This is a genomic window from Aeromonas bivalvium (assembly GCF_000819765.1).
GTDB lineage: Bacteria > Pseudomonadota > Gammaproteobacteria > Enterobacterales > Aeromonadaceae > Aeromonas > Aeromonas bivalvium.
Window position 1 is genome coordinate 2,087 of sequence record NZ_CDBT01000045.1, and the last position, 496, is coordinate 2,582.

Annotated in this window: 1 pseudogene; it reads right to left on the reverse strand. The window is 67.1% G+C overall.

Going from position 1 to position 496, the window contains the following annotated elements:
- Positions 1 to 496: pseudogene (locus tag BN1119_RS13255) on the reverse strand (5-methyltetrahydropteroyltriglutamate--homocysteine S-methyltransferase); the annotation flags it as partial.

A 496-nucleotide genomic window follows, 5' to 3' on the forward strand; every position in this document is an offset into this window, starting at 1 on the left:
GCCGCTCTCTTTCTCCTTGCCAAGCCAGAGGTAGGAGACAGGCCCCAGCAGCACCGCCTTGACCGGCAGCCCCAGGGCCTTGGCCTCCTCCACCTCGTCAAACAGCTGGCTCCAGCCCAGCTTGAAGCGCTGGTCGCGGCTGAACTCGGGCACCAGGTAGTGGTAGTTGGTATTGAACCACTTGGTCATCTCGGCAGCGGCCGCCGCCGGGCCGGTCGGCGCACGGCCACGGGCCACCCGGAACAGGGTGTCGAGGTCGGTGTCGCCGTGGCGGTGACGGGCAGGCACGGCGTCCACCAGCAGGCTGGTACCCAGTACCTGATCGTACCAGGCAAAATCCCCTACCGGCAGCAGGTTGACCCCGGCTTGCTGCTGCGCCTGCCAGTGGCGCTCACGCAGGCTCTTGCCCACGGCGACCAGCTCGGCCTGGGTGGTCTCGCCACGCCAGTAGGATTCGAGGGCAAATTTCAGTTCGCGCTTAGCGCCGATACGGGGG